The organism is Legionella sp. W10-070 (assembly GCF_900640175.1).
Classification (GTDB): Bacteria; Pseudomonadota; Gammaproteobacteria; order Legionellales; family Legionellaceae; genus Tatlockia.
The window spans coordinates 17618-35886 of the sequence record NZ_CAAAJC010000016.1; the positions used below are offsets into that span (position 1 = coordinate 17618).

Genomic DNA, 18269 nt, shown 5'->3' on the forward strand with positions numbered 1-18269 from the left:
TTAATATAAATGATAATCATTCTCATTCGCAAGTAAAATTTTAAGTGACAGAAAGCTAGAGTCTGTTGACATTTCAACTTAAACTGCCCACTTCCCGCGCTTTATGCGCGGGAGCCACGTAAACCACACGAAACCAACCATCCTCTTGACAAGGTTTGAGACTAGATTCCGCGCATAAAGCGCGGAACGTAGGCTCTGGCTCCAATTGTCAACAAACCCTAGTTGGTTTTTTTACCGGGATAAGAAATATACGCCAGTAAGGTAAGAAATACTGCCGCAATGGAGATAACGCCAAATCGCAGCCAGCTGATAAGAAAATTCCCCAGGGTGGCATGTTCCAGGTTATGGGGGTGATAAAGTACGTCAACCTGATCGCCAGGCTGGTAATGGTAAGGAGGATGAAAACCAAACTGGCTGGTGAATACTACCGTTTTCCCTTCTACGGTCTCAAAGCGGACAACAGGGTAGCTTAACATTTCGGCGCGGTAAATATTATTTTGTGAAGGTTTGACAACAAAGCTGATGATCTCCCCTTGTACCTGGACACTCTTAAGCGTCAAACGCCAGCTTTCAATAAGATAATAACCTGCCAGGAGAAAGGTTATTGCACTTGCCAGCATCAGAAGATAGCTTAGTGGTTTCATCATGCCTAATCATCAGGACACATGACTTAATATATAGCACATTAAGTCATTTTACTTCGGTGAGATAATAGCGGAGTTATTAATTTTCTTCGTTTTTTCTATAAACCACTATAATGTTGCCAATCAATTGGACCAATTCTGCACTGAGCTGCTGGCAAAGCTCGTTTGCTATCTGTTGCTTTTCTTCCCGCTCCACCCCGCTAATCTTAATTTTAATCAGCTCATGGGTTGTGAGTGCTATGTTCGCTTCTTCTATAATTGCTGGCGTTAATCCTTTTGCGCCTAAAAGAACCACGGGCTTTAAATGATGGGCTTTAGCCTTTAATGTTTGTTTAAATGAGGTGTCCATAGGAATATTATTAATTAAATGGCAAATTATTGCACGTTTTGCTGGGAATAGGTAGTAAATTTCAGTATGATAGCCTAATTCTTTTATTGGAAATAAGGTATGCCTCGTTCCAAGAGTAGCAAGCGGTGGTTGAAAGAGCATTTTGATGACGCCTTCGTAAAAAAGGCGCAGACCGAAGGCTATCGCAGCAGGGCGGTATACAAGCTAAAGGAAGTGGACGAGAAAGAGCATTTATTACGGCCTGATATCACGGTGGTGGATTTAGGGGCAGCTCCTGGCGGTTGGACACAATATGTTGCTGAAAAACTGGAAGGACGCGGCACGATTATTGCTCTTGACATACTGCCAATGGATGCATTAGCTGGTGTTGAATTTATTCAGGGGGATTTCCGTGAACAGGATGTCCTGGAAAAACTGCTGAATTTGATTCCCGAACATGGCGTGGACTTGCTTTTATCCGATATGGCCCCAAATATGAGTGGTTCGGCAGCAATTGATATTCCCCGCGCGATGTATCTGGCAGAACTTGCCTTTGATTTTGGCGCCAAAATGCTAAAGCCAGGAGGGACTTTGTTTATGAAAGTTTTTCACGGGGTGGGGTTTGATGAGTTGGTTAAGCAGGCTCGCTTACAGTTTGGCAAGGTTGTCATCCGTAAGCCCCAGGCTTCCCGTTCTCGCTCGCGAGAAACCTATTTGCTGGCGAAGGACTATAATTTATAGTAATTTAATTAATCGTTCTAACGTCGTATAAATACGTCATAATTTTGAGGTTAATGCTTTGAACGACATGGTAAAAAATTTATTTTTGTGGCTGATTATAGCAATCGTGCTGGTTTCGGTGTTCAGTAATTTTGGCCCTCGCCACACGACTGCGGAAAAAATATCTTACAGCCAATTCTTGAAAGAAGTTGATCAAGGCATGGTTAGCTCGGTGACTATTGAGGATAACAAGGTCATTAAGGGGGCGATGAAAAATAACCATCGATTTGTCACCTACATGCCGATGCAGGATGAAGCCCTGCTGGGTGAATTATTAAAAAATAAAGTAGATATCAGCGGACAGGAAAAACAGCAGGAAAGCTTCCTGTTGCATCTTTTCATCAATTGGTTCCCGATGCTACTTTTGATTGGTGTGTGGATATTCTTTATGCGGCAGATGCAAGGCGGCGGCGGCCGTGGTGCCATGTCGTTTGGCCGTTCCCGCGCGCGCTTGCTTGGTGAGGATCAGGTAAAGGTCACTTTTGCTGATGTAGCCGGTGCTGATGAAGCCAAGGAAGAAGTCAAGGAACTTGTCGATTTCTTGCGTGACCCCTCCAAATTCCAGAATCTTGGCGGCCGTATCCCTCGTGGTGTTTTATTGGTGGGGCCTCCTGGAACCGGTAAGACGTTGCTGGCCAGGGCGGTTGCAGGTGAAGCCAAAGTTCCCTTTTTTACTATCTCCGGCTCCGATTTTGTTGAAATGTTTGTCGGTGTGGGGGCCTCTCGTGTCCGCGATATGTTTGAGCAGGCTAAAAAGCACGCACCTTGCATCATCTTTATCGATGAAATCGATGCTGTAGGCAGGCATCGTGGCGCTGGTTTAGGCGGCGGTCATGACGAGCGGGAACAGACATTAAACCAATTGCTGGTTGAGATGGATGGCTTTGAAGGAAATGAAGGCGTAATTGTTATATCAGCAACGAACCGCCCGGATGTGCTTGATCCGGCGTTATTGCGCCCTGGCCGTTTTGATCGCCAGGTTGTTGTACCTTTACCCGATATTCGTGGCCGCGAACAGATCCTAAAGGTCCACTTAAAGAAAGTTCCCATTGAGCGAGATGTTGAAGTGCTGCCGATTGCTCGGGGAACTCCAGGTTTTTCTGGCGCCGATTTGGCTAACCTTGTGAATGAGGCTGCTCTGTTTGCAGCGCGCGCAAACAAACGCAAAGTGGGGATGATTGAGCTTGATAAGGCGAAAGATAAGATCATGATGGGAGCGGAGCGCCGCTCCATGGTGATGGATGAGAATGAGAAAAAGCTGACCGCTTACCATGAAGCAGGTCACGCCATTGTTGGACTGTCTGTCCCTGAGCATGATCCGGTGTATAAGGTTACTATTATTCCGCGTGGCCGCGCTTTGGGGGTAACCATGTTCTTGCCGGAGCAAGACCGCTATAGCCATAGCAAGCGGCGCTTGGAAAGCCAGTTGTCAAGTTTATTTGGTGGTCGTATTGCCGAAGAGATCATCTTTGGTGCTGAAAGTGTAACTACTGGTGCATCCAACGATATTACACGGGCAACGGAAATCGCACGGAAGATGGTTACAACCTGGGGCTTGTCAAGCCTTGGTCCACTTACTTTTGGCGAAGAACAAGGCGAGGTGTTTTTGGGAAGGTCAGTGAGTCAGCATAAGGAGATCTCTGATAGAACGGCTCAGCAGATTGATGAAGAAGTCAGACAGATTATTGACAGAAACTACCAGCGTGCAAAAGAAATCTTGCTTGCAAATATGGAGAAACTGCATCTGATGGCTGAGAGCTTGATTAAGTATGAAACCATCGATGCCAGGCAGATCCAGCAAATCATGTCAGATCAGGAGCCTTCACCACCGGAGGGTTGGGAAGCGGCAAAGACAATGACAGATAAAGATAAAAAAGGCGGGGATGCAACGCCAAAAACAATTAATGGCAAACCAGTCGATGACTCTGCAGGTGGCCAGGTCTGATTTTCATTCCCGGCTGTGAAGCTCCATCTGCTGGCTCCTCACTGGGAACCATACCAACCAGATGTAAATTATGAATAATGAACAGTTTGAGCGGTGGCGCAGGTCTTACAGTCGGCCTGATGCCATCCATCCTCGGCCGTTAATCATGGGTGTACTCAATGTGACGCCTGATTCCTTCTCAGATGGTGGTTTTTATTTTGACACAGGACGTGCTGTAGATCATGCGCTTGAGATGGTTGCCAAAGGAGCTGATATTATTGATATTGGCGGGGAGTCTTCCAAACCGGGGGCCCTGCCAGTTGCCCCTGAAGAAGAATTATCCAGAGTTATCCCGGTTATTCAGGCATTAATGGCAGAAAAAGAAATCTGCATTTCAATTGATACGACAAAACCGCTGGTCATGCAGGAAGCAGTGGCCGTTGGCGCGGCTATGATTAACGATATTTCTGCACTGGCTACTGAGGATGCCTTGTATCATGCTGCGCAGTTAAATGTTCCCGTTTGCTTAATGCACATGCAAGGCGAGCCTGGGACAATGCAGGATGCGCCTTGCTATGTCAACGATGTGGTTGATGAGATTAATGATTTTTTTCAACAGAAAATAGCAGCTTGCCTTGCTGCCGGGATAAAATCGGAAAACCTTATTCTTGATCCGGGCTTTGGCTTTGGCAAGACAGTGGCGCATAATTTGCGCTTGGTAAAGCAATTCGATAAATTCCATCAACATCAGTTGCCGCTTATGATTGGTGCATCCCGTAAAAGCACTATCGGGAAGATATTGAATAAACCAACAGAGCAGCGATTGTCAGGCGGCTTGGCGATTGGCTTGTATACCGCTTTAAAAGGCGTGGCAATTATTAGAACCCATGATGTGGAGGAGACTCATCAGGTTTTGACAATATTGCAAGCAATAAATAACGCACTCTTTTAATTGCTTGGATTGTATCTCAGCACTGAAATTATTGAAAAAGATGATAGAACAAAGGGTGTGATAAAAACTGCGGTTTTTCCTTAAAAGTGGTAGCCCGGATTCGCTGGCGCTCCATCCAGGCTACCACTAATTAACACCAACCGCATTTTTAATCGCACCCTAGAACAAAGAGGAATAACGGATGAGTCAACGGAAATATTTTGGTACCGATGGGATTCGTGGTCGGGTCGGATTATCCCATATTAATCCCGAATTTATGTTAAAACTGGGGTGGGCGCTAGGGCGTGTAATAATTGCCAATGGCGAGCATAAAAAGGTGGTCATTGGTAAAGATACCCGTGTTTCTGGTTATATGCTGGAATCAGCACTGGAGGCGGGTCTTGCTGCTGCCGGAATCCATGTTAACTTATTGGGACCAATGCCAACACCGGGTATTGCCTATCTTACTCAAACGCTGCGTGCAGGCGCTGGTATAGTGATTAGTGCATCCCATAATTTATTTGAAGATAATGGGATTAAATTTTTCTCTGCCGAGGGAAGTAAGTTTCCTGATGAATTGGAACTGGCAATAGAGGCAGAAATGGAGAAGCCGCTGGAGGTTGTTTCTTCAGCGCGGTTAGGAAAGGCTACCCGTATTAACGATGCATCAGGTCGTTATATTGAATTCTGTAAATCAACCATTGCCTCGTTAACCCGGTTGACCGGCCTTAAGGTGGTTGTGGATTGCGCTAACGGGGCAACCTACCATATTGCCCCTAATGTTTTTACCGAGCTGGGCGCTGATGTAACCGCCATAGGTAATAAACCTGATGGTTTTAATATCAATGGACAGTGTGGCTCAACAGCACCTGAAGCCCTATGCCGGCAAGTCCTGAGAAGCGGTGCAGATGTGGGGGTGGCGTTGGATGGGGATGGTGATAGGCTCATTCTTGTTGATTCCTCAGGCAATGTTATCAATGGCGATCAAATCCTTTATATCATTGCCAAGGATCGGCAAGACAATGGTTTGCTGCAGGGAGGCGTGGTTGGCACATTAATGAGTAATTACGGATTGGAAAAGGGAATGAACCTGCTTGGTGTTCCTTTTATGCGCACCAAAGTTGGTGACCGCTACGTCCTGGACGCGTTAAAGAAGCAAGGCTGGAAGCTTGGAGGCGAATCCTCAGGGCATATCGTTTGTCTTGATAAAACCACAACCGGCGATGGCATCATTGCTGCATTGCAAGTTCTGAATTGCATGGTAAAACAAGGGAAAACGTTACAGCAATTAGTGGAAGGGATCAGTTTGTTGCCGCAAACATTAATTAATGTAAAAACAAACTTTGCACAGCAGCTTGTTGCAAACCCGAAAGTTATTGAAATGGTAGCTGCCTTAAACAATGAGTTGCGCGGCGAAGGACGTGTTTTGTTGCGCCCTTCCGGAACGGAGCCATTATTAAGAGTTATGGTCGAGGGCAAAGAGAGTAAGGCAGTAGAATCGCATGCCCAACAGTTGAGTGCAGAAATAATCCATCTTGAAAAGCAATATCTTTGAGCAAGGTCATTGCTTTTCCCTTGTATCCACAGAAACCTGTTGCAGGCAGCAAAGGAGCTACAGGCAGGCTGGGCTGTAACGCCCGGCAAATAGCCAGGAACAGAAAAAAATGCAGAAGCTTTACAGCCTCAGCCTATGTTTAATTGCACAGGTTCACAGCGCAGTCTGGTTATAGCTATTATGGACTGCTCATGCAATCAACCAGTTGCGTCGTTGTTGCAAGCAGGGTGGCGGTATGGGTGGGTTTAAAGAAGAAAATCTGCCGATAATCGCTTTCTTGCCTGCCCTTGATTAAATTCATCAGGGAGGCACATAATTCGGCCAGCCATTCAGATAGCTTTAACACCCCCCTGTGTCGTTGCAAAGGTTGATAGCGCGGGTCATGAATACTGGCGCCAAGATTTTTTAATCCGGGATGATGAGGATTTGTTTCAGCCAAAAGCGTTGCCTGGTGGAGAGTATGGGTCGCCTGGCGCAGTAGCTCGGCTTCTTTGGGGTGATTTTTTTGCAGTGCATCTTGCTGCTTATATAGCGCCTGCAGCTTTAACTTTAAATTTTTATCCTGAACATCCATTAATTTTTCATTCCCAACCGGAAAAGCTGGTTTGAGACAGGTTAGTTTTTCCCAGGAATGAGAAGGGTCGGGACAAATGACTTGATAAGCCTTTAACACAGGGTATTCATTCCCAACAGTGTTTTCTAATTCAAATAAAATGTCGTGCAATAGCTGGCAAGCTTGATTACATGTTATTTCATCATTAACTTTTGCCTGCAGGGTGATAAATAAAATCTGATACCACTCCGCTAACTCATTGGGAATGACGATATTAAATTGACAAATATACTGGTTCCATGAAATTAGTTTATCCTGGTAGGACATAATGGCTTTAGAATTATCCTTCATTTTTTCTTCAGGATGGTTGGCTGCTGCTGTTGGTTGCTCAGTTAAGGCGGTAATTTGTAAGTTTACACAGCGTGCGATGGAAGCAATCCTGGCCTCAAGATTACTGCAATCAGCTAAGTCTGACAGTTTTTTTTCCTGGCCAGCAAGGGTTATTTGTAAATGATGGCGGGTTTTCTTAAGATTTTTTAGTTCATCATTCAGGTCATTGAAGCTATCAATCGCATTAATAGCTGTTTTGCAGCGGCTAATTTTTTCAGCATAGTCCAACAGGTTGCTTTGCCGGGTTGCTTCTGAAGCTTCTAAAGAAGCAATTTCTTCCTCGCTGAGCATTAATTCGGATGTTTCAATCATTAAGCAATTCGTGGTGCGTAATTCTAATACTTTGCTGTCCAGTTCCTGTAAACGCTGCAGAAGAGTCAATGCTTCACCAAATGCCCCAATCTGTTTACTTAAAGGACCCATTGTTTCAATGATGTCGGATAACAAAGAAACGGGATTGATAGCTGCTGAATAGTCAGAATTCCATTCACACAGTAGTTTTAACCCCCTTTGCTGAAGTTCTGGATCAATGGCATGCTGAGGTGGTTGTGGTGAGCTAGACAGGAGATTTTGGCTATCAATGATTTGCTGGTGCAGGCTGTTTATGTCATCCGTTAGCTGGTTATGGCTATGCAATAATTTCAGGTAATGCGCTTTTGTCTGTTGTTGGTTTAAGCGGTTCTTGTAATCGGCATCCATCTGCCAATTGTACCAGGCAACAGGATTAAAAAAGGAGGCATCCCAGCTTGCAGTTTGTTGTTGTTTATGAATAAATTCGGTTTTGTCATTGACCGACTGATACGTCTGGTGAAGACTTTCTTTAACGTCTGGCGGTAATGGACAATTATCAAGCTGGAACCCGACACGATGTAATTCTGCTTTAATTTTTCTAGTCAATTGCGTTTTATTTTCTATTGCCAGTCGAATTTCTTCCGCTGAAACAATTTCTGCTAATTCCTGCTGTGTCTTTTCGAGTTGATGTTGTAGATTAAGCAGCGATTGCTGCTTGGCCTGTAATCTTTCATAACTCTGCATAAATTCTGCAGGATTAGCAATGCTAGTTGTCAGGTTGTATGTTCTTAATCGCTCAATTATGGCGGTACGCTCACGCAAGGATTGGGCAAGATCTAAGCGAATACTTTCCAGTCGGGATACACTATATTGTGTTTGCAGAATATCCAGATAAGAAAGGAGCAAGTTTCGCTGTTGCCGCAAATCACAGGCAATGTGCATTGCAATAAGGGGATTATGGCTCTTTAAGTAGGCATTGTATTCATCCAGCAGAGAGGAAATCAGGCTTCGCTTTTCTTCATATAACAGACGGTTCTTTTCGACTTGCCTTATCTTTTGCCTGACTGTGTCCATTTGATGGTCGAGTTCAGTTAATTCTTCGGCTAAATTTTTGCGCATTTGCTGTTCGTCGGCTAACTGCTTCCAGCCGATAAGCTGTATTTTTATATTACGAAGTGCATGCCAGCTTGAAATGCAGTCTTTGGGAAGGAGGGCGTCTGGATGGAATAGCGCATTATACTCATTAAAGATGGAGAGTAGCTGGTCTAAAGGATAGGGCTGTGAAAAATTAGCCAATGTATGAATCAAAGCATTTATTTTGTCCTTCATCACAGCACCTCCTTGCGCATGCAATAAATTAGTGGAAATCGAGCGCCTTAATTCCATAGCTTCTATTGATTTTAACTGAACTGATTAGATTGACAAGAGTCAATTAGTATAAAATTTGTGATGTTTCTCTGCTGAAAAACAAAAAATAAGGTTCTGATGCTATGATTTAACTTGCCTTTGATGTATAGTCACGCACCATAATCGGTGGGGGGCTGATGAGGAAAAAAATAGTAGCTGGCAACTGGAAAATGAATGGCAGTATCAGCCAGATTAAGTCCTTGCTGCAACAATTGCTTCTATTAAAAAATACGCAGGGCAAGGCAACTTGTATTGTTTTCCCTCCCGCTATTTATCTTCCTTTAGTGGAAGAGTGCCTTAATGGGAGTGATATTGGCTGGGGCGCACAAAATGTATATCCCCGGGATAGCGGTGCATTTACGGGTGAGTTATCTGCCGCGATGTTGCAGGATTACAATTGCCAGTATGTATTGGTAGGCCACTCAGAGCGTAGGCGGTTATTTGCTGAAGGCGAAAAATTTGTTGCAGAAAAATTCCACCATGTAAAAGAACATGATATGATACCTGTTCTTTGTGTAGGTGAAACCCAGGAAGAGCGGCAACAAGGGCTGACTGAGAATGTGTTAACCAGGCAATTGCTTGCGGTAACTGAAGCTGATAATCGTTCCTTCAAGGGCTGCATTGTTGCCTATGAGCCTGTCTGGGCAATAGGAACAGGAGAGACTGCTACACCTGTACAGGTACAAGAAGTACATGAGTTAATTAGAGCCCTGGTGGCCAAGTTTAATTCTGAGGATGCAAATCGGCTGCCTATATTGTATGGCGGCAGTGTTAACGAGAAAAATGCAAGTGCATTGTTTGCCATGCCCGATGTCGATGGCGGATTGATCGGTGGTGCATCCCTTAATGCGCGACAGTTTTTGGACATAGTAGAATGTATCAATTGATTTTAATGGTTCATGTGTTGGTTGCCCTGGCTTTAATTGGCCTGGTACTTATCCAGCATGGGAAGGGTGCTGACATTGGTGCAGCATTTGGCTCCGGGGCATCCAGTACGGTGTTCGGCAGCCAAGGCACAGGAAATTTCTTATTCAAATTAACCGGTGGTTTGGCGTTGACTTTTTTTATTACCAGCCTGTCGCTCTCCTATATGGTATCTACTCAGTACCAAAGGACAACACAGCAGGCAATACCGCAGCAAACCAGTATTCCGGAAACTAAGATTCCAGTTCCGGTTGATAATAATGAAGATGGAAAACAATAACTAAAACTAACTATGCCGAAGTGGTGGAATTGGTAGACACGCCGTCTTGAGGGGGCGGTGGCGCAAGCCGTGCCGGTTCGAGTCCGGCCTTCGGCACCATTAATCCGAGCGATATGAAATGATGTTATCCCAATACTTGCCTGTACTCGTTTTTATCGTCGTTGGCCTGATTATAGGCGTTGCCATGTTGACGGCCGGTTCATTGCTAGGTCAACATAATCCTGACTCTGCTAAGAACGCACCTTATGAGTGTGGTTTCGACGCATTTGAAAGTTCTCGTATTCCTTTTGATGTGCGATTTTATCTGGTTGCTATCCTTTTTATCATATTCGATTTGGAAACTGCTTTTTTCTTTCCCTGGGCTTTGGTGTTGCGCAAGGTTGGCTGGTTTGGTTTTGCCGCGATGATGATTTTTCTTGGCCTGTTGGTTATTGGTTTTATCTATGAGTGGAAACGAGGTGCTCTGGAATGGGAATAGGGGCCTGTTCTTTTCTATTGATTAAGAATACCGTGACGTTATTATTAAACCCCGAATATATAGAGGCTTGCTATGGCTGTTGCTGAATTGCAGAAGAATGGCTTTGTTACAACCTCAGTGGACAAACTGGTTGGTTGGGCTCGTAGCGGTTCAATGTGGCCAATGACCTTTGGCTTGGCATGTTGTGCTGTTGAAATGATGCACGTTGGTGCTGCTCGTTATGATCTGGATCGTTTTGGTGTCATTTTCAGGCCCAGCCCTCGACAGTCAGATGTGATGATTGTTGCCGGAACTCTATGCAATAAAATGGCACCGGCTTTACGTCGCGTTTATGATCAAATGCCAGAACCAAGATGGGTTATTTCAATGGGATCCTGTGCTAATGGGGGTGGGTATTACCATTACTCTTATTCTGTCGTGCGTGGTTGTGATCGTATTGTTCCGGTTGATGTCTATGTGCCAGGTTGTCCTCCCACGGCTGAGGCGCTTCTTTATGGCATCATTCAATTGCAGAATAAAATCAAACGCAAGCAGATCATTGAAGCTTAAGACCAGGTGGTGCATATCAGATGACTAAATTAACAAATTTGGCTGAAAAATTAACGACGGAATTAGACGGGCTTATTTCTTCAATTAATTTGGCTAATGATGAAATTACCTTGGAGTGTGAGGCCAATTATATTAAAGCTGCTTTATATCAATTGCGCGATCATGAGGAATTTGCTTTTGAACAGCTCATTGACCTTTGTGCGGTCGATTATCTCCAATATGGAGAATATGATTGGGAAACGGAGTCTGCTACTGAAAGTGGATTTTCCAGAGGGGTTGAGCGGCAGGAAGCAAGAGCTTATGCATTGACCAAGCCACGTTTTGCTGTTGTATATCATCTGCTTTCAATAAAGAAGAATCATCGTGTGCGGGTAAAAGTTTTTGTTGATGAATCTTATTTGGTCGTTCCCTCCGTGCATGAGATTTGGAAGGCAGCCAATTGGTTTGAACGTGAAGCTTACGATCTGTATGGGATATTATTTGAAGATCATCCCGACTTAAGGCGAATTTTAACGGATTATGGTTTTGTGGGTTATCCCTTCCGTAAGGATTTCCCGCTTAGTGGTCATGTGGAAATGCGTTATGACGCGGGCCTGCAAAAAGTGATCTATGAACCTGTTGATATCGAGCCAAGGGTACTGGTGCCTAAAGTGATACGAAATGATAATCGCTATCTTGACATTGAAAAACACGAGGGTGAGCAATAGCAATGATCGAATTAAAGAATTACACGCTCAATTTTGGCCCCCAGCACCCGGCAGCACATGGTGTGCTCCGTCTCGTGTTAGAGCTGGAAGGTGAGACTATTGTTCGTGCTGACCCACATATTGGTTTGCTTCATCGTGCAACGGAAAAATTAGCGGAAACCAAGCCTTATATACAGAATATTGGCTATATGGACAGGTTAGATTACGTGTCCATGATGTGCAATGAACATGCTTATGTTCTGGCAATTGAAAAATTGCTTGGCATTGAAGCGCCTGTTCGGGCACAGTATATTCGCACGATGTTCGATGAGGTTACCCGGATACTGAATCATTTGCTTTGGCTTGGCGCCACCGCCCTGGATATCGGTGCTATGACTGTATTCCTCTATTGCTTTCGTGAAAGGGAAGATTTGTTCGATTGCTATGAAGCGGTTTCTGGCGCACGCATGCATGCCAAGTATTATCGTCCAGGAGGCGTTGCCCGGGATCTGCCGGATACAATGGCTCAATACAAGCCTTCTCGCTGGCATAATGAGCGCGAGGTTGAAAAAATGAACAAAGATCGCCAGGGAAGTCTTCTTGATTTCCTGTGGGCGTTTACTGAACGTTTTCCCAAGCGGGTAGACGAATATGAAACCTTGCTTACAGATAACCGAATCTGGAAGCAACGAACGGTAGATATTGGTGTCGTTTCTCCTGAGACTGCTTTACAGTGGGGGTTTACCGGGCCAATGCTCCGTGGCTCTGGAATTGCCTGGGACTTGCGTAAAAAACAACCCTACGCAGCCTATGATAAAGTTGATTTTGATATTCCTGTAGGAAAAACGGGAGATTGTTACGACCGCTATTTGGTTCGTGTAGCAGAATTGCGCCAATCTAACCGAATTATCAGGCAATGCATTGAGTGGCTGCGGAAAAATCCTGGGCCAGTAAAGCTAGATGATCATAAGATAACCCCTCCGACACGTGAAAAAATGAAGCATGATATGGAGGCGTTGATCCATCATTTTAAATTATTTACCGAAGGTTTTTGTTTGCCTGCAGGAGAAGTTTATACTGCGGTTGAGGCGCCTAAGGGAGAGTTTGGTATTTACCTGGTGTCGGATGGGGCTAACAAACCTTACCGCGTCAAGATCAGGGCGCCGGGTTTTGCTCATTTGTCAAGTTATGATGAAATGGTCAGGGGGCATATGCTTGCCGATGGGGTTGCCATTCTTGCAAGCCAGGATATAGTGTTTGGTGAAATTGACCGTTAGCGATAAGCCCCGGGTTAGCGGCAGCACCGCTTTGATTATCAAGTATTAAGGTTAAAAAGAATGTCTGAAAGTTCAGCTAAATTACTTCGGCAATTAGTTTCGTCTGCAGGGATGGATGAAATTGACCAGTGGATTGCCAAATATCCTGCAGATGAAAAGCAGTCAGCAGTGATGCGGGCATTAATGGTTGTTCAGGAAGAGCATGGCTACTTAACATCAGAGCAGATGGATGCAGTGGCTGAATACCTGGATATGCCTGCCATTGCCGTTTATGAGGTGGCGTCTTTTTATACAATGTATGAGCATAAACCCCTTGGTCGGCACTTGGTGAATGTATGTACCAATATTTCATGCAAGCTTTGTGGCTCTGCAGAAATAGTCGGCCATTTAGAGAAAAAGCTGGGTATCAAACTTGGCGAAACAACATCCGATGGAAGATATACCCTAAGGTCAGTGGAATGTTTGGGGGCATGTGCCAATGCTCCAATGATGCAGGTAAACAAAGATTATCATGAAAATCTGACTCCTGATGATATGATTGACAAGATTTTGGAGCAATACCAATGAACGTAGAGGTGGGTTGTCATGGTTGAATTAAATCAGGTCTGTTACCGGACATTTCATTTGGATGAGCCTTGGACATTGGCCGCTTATAAAAGTATTGGCGGCTATAGCGTATGGCAGCGTATTCTAAGGGAACAGACACCGCCCCAACAAATAATTGAGGAATTAAAAACGTCCGCGCTGCGTGGGCGCGGAGGCGCGGGTTTCCCTACTGGTTTGAAGTGGAGTTTTATGAACCGCAATACGCCAGTCCAGAAATATGTTGTATGCAACTCCGATGAAGGAGAGCCTGGAACCTGCAAAGACAGGGAAATACTAAGCCGTAACCCCCATCAGTTGATTGAGGGAATGGCTATCGCTGGTTACACTATGGGTTCTACCGCAGGTTATAACTATATTCGCGGCGAATTCTGGCTGCCCTATCAGCGTATGGAAGCTGCGCTCAAAGAAGCATATGCTGCCGGTTTACTGGGTAAAAATATTTTAGGCAGTGGTGTAGACTTTGATTTATATAATCATTTAGGCGCTGGTGCTTACATCTGCGGCGAAGAGACGGCATTGCTGAATTCCCTTGAAGGAAAGAAAGGGCAACCGCGTTTTAAACCGCCATTTCCTGCAAATTATGGTTTATATGGCAAGCCAACTACCATCAACAATACAGAGACGTTTGCCTCTGTTCCCGTTATCCTGGAGAAAGGCGGAGAATGGTTCCTTAAACTTGGTAAGCCAAACAATGGTGGTGCTAAGTGTTTTAGTGTCAGCGGCCATGTCAATAAGCCCGGGAATTTTGAAATTCCCTTGGGAACCCCCTTCAAAACGCTTCTTGAATTGGCGGGCGGCGTACGCGAAGGTCGTAAGATTAAGGCTGTCATACCTGGCGGTACCTCAATGAAGGTATTGCCAGGCGATGTGATGATGGAATTGGATATGGATTATGACAGCATCCAAAAGGCCGGTTCTGGTTTGGGGTCCGGTGCAGTAATTATTATGGATGAAACAACCTGCATGGTAGATGCTCTTTATCGCATCTCTGAGTTTTATATGGACGAGTCATGTGGGCAATGCACCCCATGCCGTGAAGGAACAGGCTGGATGGTGCGATTGCTCCATCGGATTAAAGAAGGGCATGGTGAGCCGGGTGATATTGAAAAGCTTGTAAATGTTGCTGACAAGATTGAAGGACGCACCATCTGTGCTTTAGGCGAAGCTGCTGCATGGCCCGTGCAAAGTTTTGTGAAGCAATTTTACCATGAATTTGATTATTTCATTAAGCATAAACGCTCTATCGTTGCAGCATAATTGAGAAGGTTTGAACAATGGCCACCATTGAGATCGACGGTAAAACATTTGAAGTTGAAAACGGTAAGATGATTATAGAAGTAGCTGATGAAGCAGGAATCTATATCCCTCGCTTTTGCTACCATAAAAAATTGTCAGTCGCTGCTAATTGCCGCATGTGTCTTGTTGAAGTTGAGAATGGACGCAAGCCGGTACCTGCTTGTGCCACGCCAATTACCAATGGCATGAAAGTATTTACAAAATCAGAAGAAACGCTTCGTTCGCAGCAGGCGGTAATGGAGTTTCTGCTGATTAACCATCCACTTGACTGTCCTATTTGTGATCAGGGTGGAGAGTGCGAACTGCAAGATATTTCAATGGGGTTTGGCTATGATTCTTCAGAGTATGAGGAAAGCAAGCGTTCAGTAGCGGATGATGATCTCGGCTCATTGATTGCCACAGAAATGACCCGTTGTATTCACTGCACAAGATGCGTCCGTTTTGGCGAGGAGGTGGCAGGACTGCGGGAACTGGGTGCAACAGGCCGTGGTGAAGCAATGCAGATTGGGACCTATGTGAAACACAGTATTGTTTCAGAGGTTTCTGGCAATGTGATCGATCTGTGTCCGGTAGGGGCTTTAACCTCCAAGCCTTTTCGCTTTACTGCCAGGGCTTGGGAACTGACCCAGCATGACAGTATAGCGCCTCATGACTGTTTGGGCTCTAATGTTTATTTGCATGTCCGCCGCAATACATTAATGCGGGCTGTCCCAAGGGAAAATGAATCAATCAATGAAACCTGGTTGTCTGACAGGGATCGGTTCAGTTATCTTGGCTTAAATCACGAGGCTCGGGCTTCCCAGCCGATGATTAAACGTGATGGCCAATGGGAAACGGTGGATTGGCCAACGGCACTAAAATTTACCGCGGAAGGCATCAGCCGTGTTATCAAACAACACGGTCCTGAGCAATTTGCAGCATTTGCTTCTCCTTCCTCTACCGTGGAAGAGTTTTACCTGTTGCAAAAATTAATGCGGGAGCTTGGTGTTAATAACCTTGATCACCGCATTCACCATACCGATTTCCGTGATCAGGATAACCAGGAAATCTTGCCAGCCAGCTCTTTAAGCTATGCTGAGCTGGAAAATCAGCACAATATCCTCATCCTGGGCTGTAACATTCATCGGGAAGTACCGCTTGCTGGCGTGCGGGTTCGCAAGGCTTTCAGGAATGGCGCTAAAATTTTTGCAATTAATTCCGTAGACTATGAATATCATTTTGATGTGGCTGAAAAGGTAATTGCATCCCCACAAGAATTGCCTATGCAGGTTGCAAAGCTTATCCTGGCAATGACTAAAGAGGTGACAAAGCTGCCGCCTGAAGTGCAAAAATTACTGATCGGCCTGCAACCTGATGAAACGACTCAGGCAATAGCCGAGGCACTAACCCAGCCCAATGCTGCCGTTATTATGGGTGCCCTTTGTGAAAATCACCCTGATGCTGCTTTATTACGCACCTTTGCATATTTGATGGAGCAATCTGGCGTGCGTATACTAAGGTTAACGACAGGCGCAAATAGTGCTGGTGCCTGCCTGGCGGGGATGTTGCCTCATCGTACGCTTGGCGGTAAAACCATCGAAAATCCAGGATTGGATATCCAGGCTGCTTTAAGTGCCAAACTAAAAGGCTATCTGCTTTGTGCCGTAGAGCCAGGTTATGATTTTGCCAACCCTTACCGTGCCAGACAAGCCATGCTTGGCGCTGAATTCGTGGTAATGCTATCCGCATTTCAACATGAGTCGATGCAGGATTATGCTGATGTCATCCTGCCTATAGCGCCCTATACTGAAACCTCCGGCACTTATATTAATGTTGATAGGGTATGGCAAACAGTTAAAGGTGCCTTGTCACCTCACGCAGAAGCCAGGCCAGCCTGGAAAGTAATCAGGGTGTTAGGAAATTTGCTGCACTGCAAGGGTTTTGAGTACACCTCTTCCGAGGATGTCCTTAATGAAGTCAAATCCCAGGCGAATCTGGCCGCGGAAATTAAATATCAACCTTACTACCCTGAATCATTGCCATTAAGTAATCAACAATTGATTCGCCTCGGTGAATGGCCCTTATATCGTTCAGATATGATTGTTCGTCATGCCCAGGCCCTACAGGTTTGTGCTGCAGCAGAAGCAGCATGCATCAGGATTCATCCTTCAACAGCAGATAGACTGAAATTAGGTGAAGCTGCTACTGTATCTCAAGGTGATATTGAGATAACATTGCCGCTTAAACGCGATGAACGAATAGCACCCGATGTGGTGTGGGTAGCAAATGCAATGCCAGAGACAATTGACCTGGGGCACTCTTTTGCTGCAATAACTATTAAGCGCTAAACAGGTAAACACATGCTACAAGACATTGGCATTTTGCTGTGGATCATTATTAAGATTCTGGTTCTGGTGATACCCCTTCTGATAGGGGTGGCGTATCTGACTTATGCAGAACGGAAAGTAATCGGTTATATTCAAGCCAGAATTGGCCCCAATCGTGTGGGTTGGCGTGGATTGACTCAGCCTTTTGCTGATCTTTTCAAGTTGATAACCAAAGAGATAATTGTTCCAACAAAATCGAATAAATATCTGTTTGTAATTGCGCCTTTATTTGCGCTTGTCCCGGCGCTCGTTGGTTGGGCTGTTATTCCCTTCGCAGAAGGTGTTGTTCTTGCCAATATCAATGCCGGGGTTTTATACCTTTTTGCCATGAGCTCTTTGGGCGTTTACGGGGTGCTTATTGCAGGCTGGGCTTCTAATTCAAAGTACGCCATGTTTGGTGCTCTGCGAAGTGCCGCCCAAACCGTTTCCTATGAAATTTCCATGGGTTTTGCCTTTGTCGGTGTTTTGCTGGCGGCTGGCAGCATGAATCTCACCGAGATTGTCATCTCCCAGCAAGGGGGAATTTGGCATTGGTGGTTCTTGCCTCTGCTGCCTCTTTTTATCGTTTTCTGGATTTCAGGAATTGCTGAAACCAATCGTGCGCCATTTGACTTGGCCGAAGGTGAGTCGGAAATTGTAGCTGGTTTTCACGTCGAGTATTCAGGGATAGGTTTTGCACTGTTTTTCCTTTCTGAATATGCCAGCATGATATTAATCTCAACTGTCATGGCCTTGTTGTTCATGGGGGGATGGTTATCGCCTTTTGAAGGTATTCCTGTGCTGGAAGATATTTTCTTCGTTGTTCCGGGAATAATCTGGCTGTTTGCCAAGATTTCCTTTTTCCTTTTCGTCTATTTGTGGGTTCGCGCAACCTTCCCTCGTTATCGTTATGATCAGTTAATGCGTTTAGGATGGAAGGTATTAATTCCGGTAACCATTGTATGGGTCATTGTCACAGCCTTAATGGTTGTAGCACACCTGAAACCTTGGTTTTAATTCAGTCA

The 18269-nt window shown here is 45.1% G+C and carries 17 protein-coding genes and 1 tRNA gene; 15 read left to right on the forward strand and 3 right to left on the reverse strand.

Features of this window, described 5'->3' with window-relative positions:
• Nucleotides 1–218: 218 nt before the first annotated feature.
• Together E1O65_RS08235 and yhbY are read right to left on the reverse strand one after the other, a co-directional pair.
• Nucleotides 219–647, reverse strand: a complete 429-nt coding sequence (locus tag E1O65_RS08235) for a DUF3592 domain-containing protein (RefSeq protein WP_133133126.1) — start codon at nucleotides 645–647, stop codon at nucleotides 219–221.
• 76 nt (nucleotides 648–723) lie between these two features.
• Nucleotides 724–993, reverse strand: coding sequence for a ribosome assembly RNA-binding protein YhbY (yhbY, locus tag E1O65_RS08240; RefSeq protein WP_133133127.1), 270 nt, complete (start codon nucleotides 991–993; stop codon nucleotides 724–726).
• Between the two features lie 99 nt (nucleotides 994–1092).
• On the opposite strand from yhbY, the gene rlmE reads away from it, so the two are divergent.
• The 4 genes from rlmE (at nucleotide 1093) to glmM (ending at nucleotide 6162) form a co-directional block, all read left to right on the forward strand.
• Nucleotides 1093–1713: a 23S rRNA (uridine(2552)-2'-O)-methyltransferase RlmE gene (gene rlmE / locus E1O65_RS08245; protein WP_133133128.1), complete on the forward strand. Its 621-nt coding sequence runs from the start codon at nucleotides 1093–1095 to the stop codon at nucleotides 1711–1713.
• 67 nt (nucleotides 1714–1780) lie between these two features.
• A complete protein-coding gene (gene ftsH / locus E1O65_RS08250; RefSeq protein WP_165474937.1) occupies nucleotides 1781–3697 on the forward strand; it encodes an ATP-dependent zinc metalloprotease FtsH in 1917 nt (638 codons plus the stop codon).
• Nucleotides 3698–3767: 70 nt separating this feature from the next.
• On the forward strand, nucleotides 3768–4628 hold the full coding sequence (gene folP, locus E1O65_RS08255) for a dihydropteroate synthase (protein WP_133133130.1): 861 nt from the start codon (nucleotides 3768–3770) through the stop codon (nucleotides 4626–4628).
• 181 nt (nucleotides 4629–4809) lie between these two features.
• Nucleotides 4810–6162 carry a phosphoglucosamine mutase gene (gene glmM, locus E1O65_RS08260; RefSeq protein ID WP_133133131.1) on the forward strand — a complete coding sequence of 451 codons (1353 nt, stop codon included), beginning with the start codon at nucleotides 4810–4812 and terminating at the stop codon, nucleotides 6160–6162.
• A gap of 178 nt (nucleotides 6163–6340) precedes the next feature.
• On the opposite strand, the gene E1O65_RS08265 is transcribed toward glmM, so the two are convergent.
• Nucleotides 6341–8725: a hypothetical protein gene (locus tag E1O65_RS08265; protein ID WP_133133132.1), complete on the reverse strand. Its 2385-nt coding sequence runs from the start codon at nucleotides 8723–8725 to the stop codon at nucleotides 6341–6343.
• Nucleotides 8726–8940: 215 nt separating this feature from the next.
• Between E1O65_RS08265 and tpiA the strand changes: the two genes are divergently transcribed.
• The 11 genes from tpiA to nuoH all read left to right on the forward strand — a co-directional run bounded on the left by tpiA (nucleotide 8941) and on the right by nuoH (nucleotide 18261).
• Nucleotides 8941–9690 (forward strand): triose-phosphate isomerase, encoded by a 750-nt coding sequence (gene tpiA / locus E1O65_RS08270; protein ID WP_133133133.1) that lies wholly within the window; start codon nucleotides 8941–8943, stop codon nucleotides 9688–9690.
• Complete coding sequence (gene secG, locus E1O65_RS08275) at nucleotides 9678–10007, forward strand: preprotein translocase subunit SecG (RefSeq protein WP_133133134.1); 330 nt, start codon at nucleotides 9678–9680, stop codon at nucleotides 10005–10007. The genes tpiA and secG overlap by 13 nt, the downstream gene beginning before the upstream one ends.
• A gap of 14 nt (nucleotides 10008–10021) precedes the next feature.
• Nucleotides 10022–10106, forward strand: a tRNA-Leu gene (locus tag E1O65_RS08280).
• A 22-nt stretch (nucleotides 10107–10128) separates the two neighbouring features.
• Nucleotides 10129–10485, forward strand: coding sequence for an NADH-quinone oxidoreductase subunit A (locus tag E1O65_RS08285; protein ID WP_133133170.1), 357 nt, complete (start codon nucleotides 10129–10131; stop codon nucleotides 10483–10485).
• A gap of 72 nt (nucleotides 10486–10557) precedes the next feature.
• Nucleotides 10558–11034 carry an NADH-quinone oxidoreductase subunit B gene (locus E1O65_RS08290; protein ID WP_133133135.1) on the forward strand — a complete coding sequence of 159 codons (477 nt, stop codon included), beginning with the start codon at nucleotides 10558–10560 and terminating at the stop codon, nucleotides 11032–11034.
• A 20-nt stretch (nucleotides 11035–11054) separates the two neighbouring features.
• Nucleotides 11055–11741, forward strand: coding sequence for an NADH-quinone oxidoreductase subunit C (locus E1O65_RS08295; protein ID WP_133133136.1), 687 nt, complete (start codon nucleotides 11055–11057; stop codon nucleotides 11739–11741).
• A 2-nt stretch (nucleotides 11742–11743) separates the two neighbouring features.
• Nucleotides 11744–12997 carry an NADH-quinone oxidoreductase subunit D gene (locus tag E1O65_RS08300; protein WP_133133137.1) on the forward strand — a complete coding sequence of 418 codons (1254 nt, stop codon included), beginning with the start codon at nucleotides 11744–11746 and terminating at the stop codon, nucleotides 12995–12997.
• Nucleotides 12998–13057: 60 nt separating this feature from the next.
• Nucleotides 13058–13564, forward strand: coding sequence for an NADH-quinone oxidoreductase subunit NuoE (gene nuoE, locus E1O65_RS08305; RefSeq protein ID WP_133133138.1), 507 nt, complete (start codon nucleotides 13058–13060; stop codon nucleotides 13562–13564).
• An 18-nt stretch (nucleotides 13565–13582) separates the two neighbouring features.
• Complete coding sequence (gene nuoF / locus E1O65_RS08310) at nucleotides 13583–14860, forward strand: NADH-quinone oxidoreductase subunit NuoF (RefSeq protein WP_133133139.1); 1278 nt, start codon at nucleotides 13583–13585, stop codon at nucleotides 14858–14860.
• A gap of 17 nt (nucleotides 14861–14877) precedes the next feature.
• A complete protein-coding gene (gene nuoG, locus E1O65_RS08315) occupies nucleotides 14878–17226 on the forward strand; it encodes an NADH-quinone oxidoreductase subunit NuoG (RefSeq protein WP_133133140.1) in 2349 nt (782 codons plus the stop codon).
• Between the two features lie 12 nt (nucleotides 17227–17238).
• Nucleotides 17239–18261: an NADH-quinone oxidoreductase subunit NuoH gene (nuoH, locus tag E1O65_RS08320; RefSeq protein ID WP_133133141.1), complete on the forward strand. Its 1023-nt coding sequence runs from the start codon at nucleotides 17239–17241 to the stop codon at nucleotides 18259–18261.
• The last annotated feature ends 8 nt before the right edge of the window (nucleotides 18262–18269 follow it).

Bases quoted from the DNA above. Each gene is read 5' to 3' on its own strand.
- folP (WP_133133130.1), top strand. From the start codon at position 3,768: ATGAATAATGAACAGTTTGAGCGGTGGCGCAGGTCTTACAGTCGGCCT.
- nuoG (WP_133133140.1), top strand. From the start codon at position 14,878: ATGGCCACCATTGAGATCGACGGTAAAACATTTGAAGTTGAAAACGGT.
- secG (WP_133133134.1), top strand. From the start codon at position 9,678: ATGTATCAATTGATTTTAATGGTTCATGTGTTGGTTGCCCTGGCTTTA.
- nuoE (WP_133133138.1), top strand. From the start codon at position 13,058: ATGTCTGAAAGTTCAGCTAAATTACTTCGGCAATTAGTTTCGTCTGCA.
- nuoF (WP_133133139.1), top strand. From the start codon at position 13,583: ATGGTTGAATTAAATCAGGTCTGTTACCGGACATTTCATTTGGATGAG.
- E1O65_RS08295 (WP_133133136.1), top strand. From the start codon at position 11,055: ATGACTAAATTAACAAATTTGGCTGAAAAATTAACGACGGAATTAGAC.
- rlmE (WP_133133128.1), top strand. From the start codon at position 1,093: ATGCCTCGTTCCAAGAGTAGCAAGCGGTGGTTGAAAGAGCATTTTGAT.
- E1O65_RS08285 (WP_133133170.1), top strand. From the start codon at position 10,129: ATGTTATCCCAATACTTGCCTGTACTCGTTTTTATCGTCGTTGGCCTG.
- E1O65_RS08235 (WP_133133126.1), bottom strand. From the start codon at position 647: ATGATGAAACCACTAAGCTATCTTCTGATGCTGGCAAGTGCAATAACC.
- E1O65_RS08290 (WP_133133135.1), top strand. From the start codon at position 10,558: ATGGCTGTTGCTGAATTGCAGAAGAATGGCTTTGTTACAACCTCAGTG.
- E1O65_RS08300 (WP_133133137.1), top strand. From the start codon at position 11,744: ATGATCGAATTAAAGAATTACACGCTCAATTTTGGCCCCCAGCACCCG.
- tpiA (WP_133133133.1), top strand. From the start codon at position 8,941: ATGAGGAAAAAAATAGTAGCTGGCAACTGGAAAATGAATGGCAGTATC.
- yhbY (WP_133133127.1), bottom strand. From the start codon at position 993: ATGGACACCTCATTTAAACAAACATTAAAGGCTAAAGCCCATCATTTA.
- glmM (WP_133133131.1), top strand. From the start codon at position 4,810: ATGAGTCAACGGAAATATTTTGGTACCGATGGGATTCGTGGTCGGGTC.
- ftsH (WP_165474937.1), top strand. From the start codon at position 1,781: ATGGTAAAAAATTTATTTTTGTGGCTGATTATAGCAATCGTGCTGGTT.
- nuoH (WP_133133141.1), top strand. From the start codon at position 17,239: ATGCTACAAGACATTGGCATTTTGCTGTGGATCATTATTAAGATTCTG.
- E1O65_RS08265 (WP_133133132.1), bottom strand. From the start codon at position 8,725: ATGAAGGACAAAATAAATGCTTTGATTCATACATTGGCTAATTTTTCA.